Below are 5006 nucleotides of genomic sequence, written 5' to 3' on the forward strand. Positions count from 1 at the left end.
GGCACCGGGGCGGGTGTTGGGACCAGGACGCGCAAGGAGCCTAGTGCCGGCGGCCCGGCCGGGGGGCGCGGACGCGCGGGCTCGCCGCCGGCGCCCCCTCCCTGTGAGATCAGCGGCGGGCCAGCCGCAACACGTTGGCGATGATCTTGGCTCCCGCGCCGCCCTCTGAGGTGAGGATCGACTCCGGATGGAACTGCACGGCGAACCGGCGGTTGGGCGCGTCCTCGATGGCCATCACCGCGCCGTCCGGCGTGCGGGCCGTCGTGGTGAAGCCCCTCACCCCCGCCTGTGTGGCGTGCAGCGAGTGGTAGCGGGCCGCGGTGAACTCCGCCGGCAGCCCCTCCAGCAGCAGGCTCTCGCCGATCCGGCCCACCCGGCCGCGCTTGCCGTGCTCGGGGGTGGCCAGCAGGGACAACTCGCCCCCCGCGTGCTCCACCATGGCCTGCAGGCCGAGACAGACGCCGAACACCGGCAGCTTCCTGGAGTACAGCTCGCCGACCAGCGCCGAGCAGCCGAAGTCGGACGGCCAGCCCGGCCCCGGGGACAGCACGACCAGGTCGGGGGCCACCTCGTCGAGCATCTTGGTGGGAAAGCCGTGCCGCAGGGTCACCACGTCGGCACCCTGCTGGCGGAAGTAGTCGGCCAGGGTGTTGACGAAGGAGTCCTCGTGGTCGACGAGCAGCACCCGCATGCCCGCGCCGGGGGCCTCGGCCGCCTGGTCGGGTACGGCGGCCCGCTCGGCGGCGGACCCCACCGCGGCGAGCGCGGCCAGCAGGGCGCTGGCCTTGAGCTCGGTCTCACGCTCCTCGGCGGCCGGGTCGGAGTCGAACAGCAGGGTCGCCCCGGCGCGCACCGCGGCGACGCCGTTCCTGATCTGCGCGGTGCGCAGGGTCAGGCCGGTGTTCATCGAGCCGTCGAAGTACAGGACGCCGACCGCGCCGCCGTACCAGCGGCGGGTGGTGGCCTCGTGGTCCTCGATGAACTGCATGGCCCAGCTCTTCGGCGCGCCGGTGACCGTCACCGCCCACATGTGGGTGAGGAAGGCGTCCAGGGCGTCGAAGCCGGGGCGCAGCCGGCCCTCGATGTGGTCCACGGTGTGGATGAGGCGGGAGTACATCTCGATCTGGCGGCGGCCGATGACCTGGACGCTGCCCGGGACGCAGATCCGCGACTTGTCGTTGCGGTCGACGTCGGTGCACATGGTCAACTCCGACTCCTCCTTGACGCTGGAAAGGAGGGTCCGGATGGCCTCGGCGTCCTCGACCGGGTTGCTGCCGCGGGCGATCGTGCCGGAGATGGGGCAGGTCTCGACACGGTCGCCGCCGACGCGGACGAACATCTCCGGCGAGGCGCCCACCAGGTGCTCGCCGTCGCCCAGGTTGAACAGGAACTCGTAGGGCGCCGGGTTGATCTTGCGCAGCACGCGGTAGAAGCCCGCGGGGTCGGCGCAGGGGGCGTGGAAGACCTGGCCGGGGACGACCTCGAACAGGTCGCCGCGGACGAACCGCTCCTTGGCCGCCGCGACGACTTCCGCGTACGTCCCCCGCTCGGGGTCTTCGGGCACCACGGGCGGCACGGCGGGCAGCGGGATGCTCTCCCCCGTCCGCGCGAGGCCGTGCGTGGACATGCCGTCCACGGTGAACTCGTAGCGGTACTCCTTGCTGGTCTCCCGCTTGCGGTCGATGACCGTGACCCGGTCGGGCAGGTGCAGCACCAGGTCGCGCTGGTCGGCGGGGCGGGACAGCACCTGCCGGATGGGCTCGAACTGGAAGGCCAGGTCATAGCCGAAGGCGCCGTACAGGCCCAGGTGCCCGTCGCTGCCGTGGAACGCCGAGATCACCTCACGGATGGCGGTGAAGACGGTCGGGCGACGGCTGCGCATCTCCTCGGGGAGCAGGTCCTCGGACTCGGCGACGTGCACCTCGACGTGGTCGGCCGAGGGCTCGCCGGTCGGCTTGCCGGCCGCCAGCAGGCAGGTGGCCACGACCGGGAGCACCACCCGCCCGCGGTCGTTCAGCGCGCGCGCCGAGACCCTGCGCCCCCTGGCCACGATCTCCAGGCACGGATCGACATAGGCCAGGTGCCAGCGGCTGTAGCGGCCCGGGTACTCCATGCCCGAAGACAGCACTCCGCCGCGGCGCTCGCCGAGGGCGTTCACGATCTCATCGAGCACCGTCTCCGGCACATCGGCGGTTGTGACCTCGACACCGACGCCGCCGTCGGTGGTATATCGGCTGACTTGCACGTTCGCGCCCCTTTGCTGGTCAAGACCTGATCCCACGGTGAGGAACCGGCCGAGCAGATGCCCCGGGGGCGGACATGTGGACGGCCGCCGACTCGGGGCGGCCGTTCTCACTCGCGAATGCGAAACCTGCGCCGCCTATGAGCGGCGCCACCACAGCCTGGATGGACGGGTTCGCATGGCGTACAGGGTAGCGGCGGCAGCCGTGATCTTGCAACGCGCCGCGCCGCCGCCGTCCTGGCGGGCGTCATCCTGTCAGAGCGACTTGACACAGTGACAAGGAGGCGGTCGCCGCTCGCCGCGCCAACGACACCGCTCACCGATTGCCGCGGACGCATTGACCGCCCGTAACCTACGCTCCGGTCAGCCCCCTGTCTCCGTCTCCGTCGGCAAGGAGATCGAGTTGAGCACATCGGACCACGACCGGCGTTCCGGGCGGCCCCCCGCGAGGAGCGACGCGAGCCCCTGGAACTGGCTGCTCGTCATTCCCGTCATCCTCCCGCTGCTGCCGTTCCTGTACAACGCGGAGGAGCCCCGGCTGCTCGGCTTCCCGCTCTTCTACTGGCTCCAGTTGGCGTTCATCGTCGCCGGAGTGACCGCCACCACGATCGTCTACCGGGTGACGCGGAAGAGGAACGGCCGATGAGCGAGCACCTCACCGAGATCATTGTCTTCACCGTGCTGTTCCTGCTGGTCAGCGGCATGGGATTCGTCGCCGCCCGCTGGCGGCGGCCACAGGACCTGGCCAGCCTCAACGAGTGGGGGCTCGGCGGGCGCAACTTCGGGGCCTGGATCACCTGGTTCCTGGTGGGCGGCGACCTCTACACCGCCTACACCTTCGTCGCGGTGCCGGCGCTGGTCTTCGGGGCGGGCGCGATGGGGTTCTTCGCGGTGCCCTACACCGTGATCGTCTACCCGATGGTGTTCCTGGTGCTGATCCGGCTGTGGTCGGTCTCGCACGTCCACGGGTTCGTCACGCCCGCCGACTTCGTGCGGGCCCGGTTCGGCTCCCCGACGCTCGCGCTGCTGGTGGCGCTGACCGGGATCGCGGCGACCATGCCGTACATCGCCCTGCAACTCGTCGGGATCGAGGCGGTGCTGAAGGCGATGGGCGTCAGCGGCCACCTGCCCATCGTGATCGCCTTCGCGATCCTGGCGGCCTACACCTACCGATCGGGGCTGCGGGCCCCCGCGCTCATCGCGTTCGTCAAGGACACGCTGATCTACCTGGTCATCCTGGTGGCGATCATCTACATTCCGGCGCGGCTCGGCGGGTGGGGCGCGATCTTCGGCGCGGCCCAGGAGAAGTTCGCCGCCACGCCCGCCAAGGGCGACGGCCTACTGCTCGGCGCGGGCAACCAGTGGCAGTACGTCACGCTGGCCCTCGGCTCGGCGCTGGCGCTTTTCCTGTACCCGCACAGCCTCACCGGCGTGCTCGCCTCGCGCAACCGCGACGTGATCAAACGGAACATGTCCGCGCTGCCCGCCTACAGCCTGTTGCTCGGCCTGATCGCGCTGCTCGGCTACATGGCGATCGCGGCAGGGGTGCGGCCGGTCGGCGGCGACTCCAACACCGTGGTCCCGCGGTTGTTCGACATGATGTTCCCCGACTGGTTCACCGGGGTGGCCTACGCGGCGGTGGGCATCGGCGCGCTGGTGCCCGCGGCCATCATGTCGATCGCCGCGGCCAACCTGTTCACCCGCAACATCTACCGCGAGTACCTGCGCCCGGACGCCACCGACGCCCAGGAGGCCCAGGTCTCCAAGCTGGTCTCGCTGGCCGTCAAGGTCGGCGCGGTGCTGTGCATCCTCCTGCTGGACCTGCAGTTCGCCATCGACCTGCAGCTCATCGGCGGGGTGGTGATCCTGCAGACGCTGCCCGCGGTGGCGCTCGGCCTCTACACCCGGTGGCTGCACCCCCGCGCCCTCATCGCGGGCTGGGCCGCCGGCATGGGGGCGGGCCTTTGGATGCTCTACACCATCGGCAACCCCGCCACCGGCAAGGCGCACTTCGCCGGGTCCGCGTTCCCGCTGTCCAACCTCGGCCTGGAGACCGCGACGACCGTCTACGCGGGGCTGCTGGCACTGGCCGTCAACCTGGCGGTGGCCGTGGCCGGCACGCTGATCTGCCGGGCCGCCGGGGTGGCAAAGGGCGCCGACACCACCCGGCCCGACCACTACCACGCGGACGAGGGCGACCCCCGGGTCAAGGACCTCGACCTCGCCGGTTCCACCTGATCCTGGTGGGGTTGCCCGGCAACACCTCGACCGCGGTGATCAAACTGATCCAGGAACACGTCACGCAGGTGGAGAACACCGTGCGCTGGCGCTGGCACGCCGGTGACGTGGCGGTCTGGGACAACCGCGCGACCCAGCACCGGGTGGTGCACGACTTCGGCGACCCACCACGCCGGCTGCACCGGGTCACCGTCGCGGGCGACGTGCCGGTGGGCGTGGACGGACGGCGGAGCCGCGCGATCACCGGCGACGCCACCCGCTACACCACCGCGGCGGCCTGAACGTGCCGGGCGGGCCCGGCCCGCGAAGTCCGGCTCCGCCGCCCGTTCACTCCACGTCATCGACGTGCATCGCGGCCTCCTCGGCGGTGAAACCGCCGCCGTCCGGGCCGACCTCCCTGGCGATCTCGTCCTTCTCGGTGTCGGCGCGCACCCCCTCGTCGGGCTCCACGAGCCGCCCCGCCGGACGCGGGGTGTCCCACACCGCGCCCGAGGGCTCCTCGGGCTCTGTCTCTTATTACACATCT

5 protein-coding genes are annotated in these 5006 nt (G+C 71.2%); 3 read left to right on the forward strand and 2 right to left on the reverse strand.

Going from position 1 to position 5006, the window contains the following annotated elements:
• Positions 1–109: 109 nt before the first annotated feature.
• Positions 110–2245, reverse strand: coding sequence for an anthranilate synthase component I (locus C1I98_RS34805; RefSeq protein WP_111171571.1), 2136 nt, complete (start codon positions 2243–2245; stop codon positions 110–112).
• Positions 2246–2645: 400 nt separating this feature from the next.
• Between C1I98_RS34805 and C1I98_RS34810 the strand changes: the two genes are divergently transcribed.
• Genes C1I98_RS34810 through C1I98_RS44625 form a run of 3 tightly spaced genes read left to right on the forward strand, consistent with a single transcriptional unit; the run spans position 2646 to position 4761 of the window.
• Entirely contained in the window at positions 2646–2888 is a 243-nt protein-coding gene (locus tag C1I98_RS34810) for a DUF3311 domain-containing protein (protein WP_111171572.1), read from the forward strand.
• On the forward strand, positions 2885–4480 hold the full coding sequence (gene mctP / locus C1I98_RS44620; protein ID WP_233508439.1) for a monocarboxylate uptake permease MctP: 1596 nt from the start codon (positions 2885–2887) through the stop codon (positions 4478–4480). The genes C1I98_RS34810 and mctP overlap by 4 nt, the downstream gene beginning before the upstream one ends.
• An 11-nt stretch (positions 4481–4491) precedes the next feature.
• Positions 4492–4761: a TauD/TfdA dioxygenase family protein gene (locus tag C1I98_RS44625; protein ID WP_233508440.1), complete on the forward strand. Its 270-nt coding sequence runs from the start codon at positions 4492–4494 to the stop codon at positions 4759–4761.
• A 46-nt stretch (positions 4762–4807) separates the two neighbouring features.
• Here C1I98_RS44625 and C1I98_RS42090 read toward each other — a convergent pair whose 3' ends face one another.
• A complete protein-coding gene (locus C1I98_RS42090; RefSeq protein ID WP_158558306.1) occupies positions 4808–4963 on the reverse strand; it encodes a DUF5709 domain-containing protein in 156 nt (51 codons plus the stop codon).
• Between the last annotated feature and the right edge of the window lie 43 nt (positions 4964–5006).

It is taken from the genome of Spongiactinospora gelatinilytica (assembly GCF_003236385.1).
GTDB lineage: Bacteria > Actinomycetota > Actinomycetes > Streptosporangiales > Streptosporangiaceae > Spongiactinospora > Spongiactinospora gelatinilytica.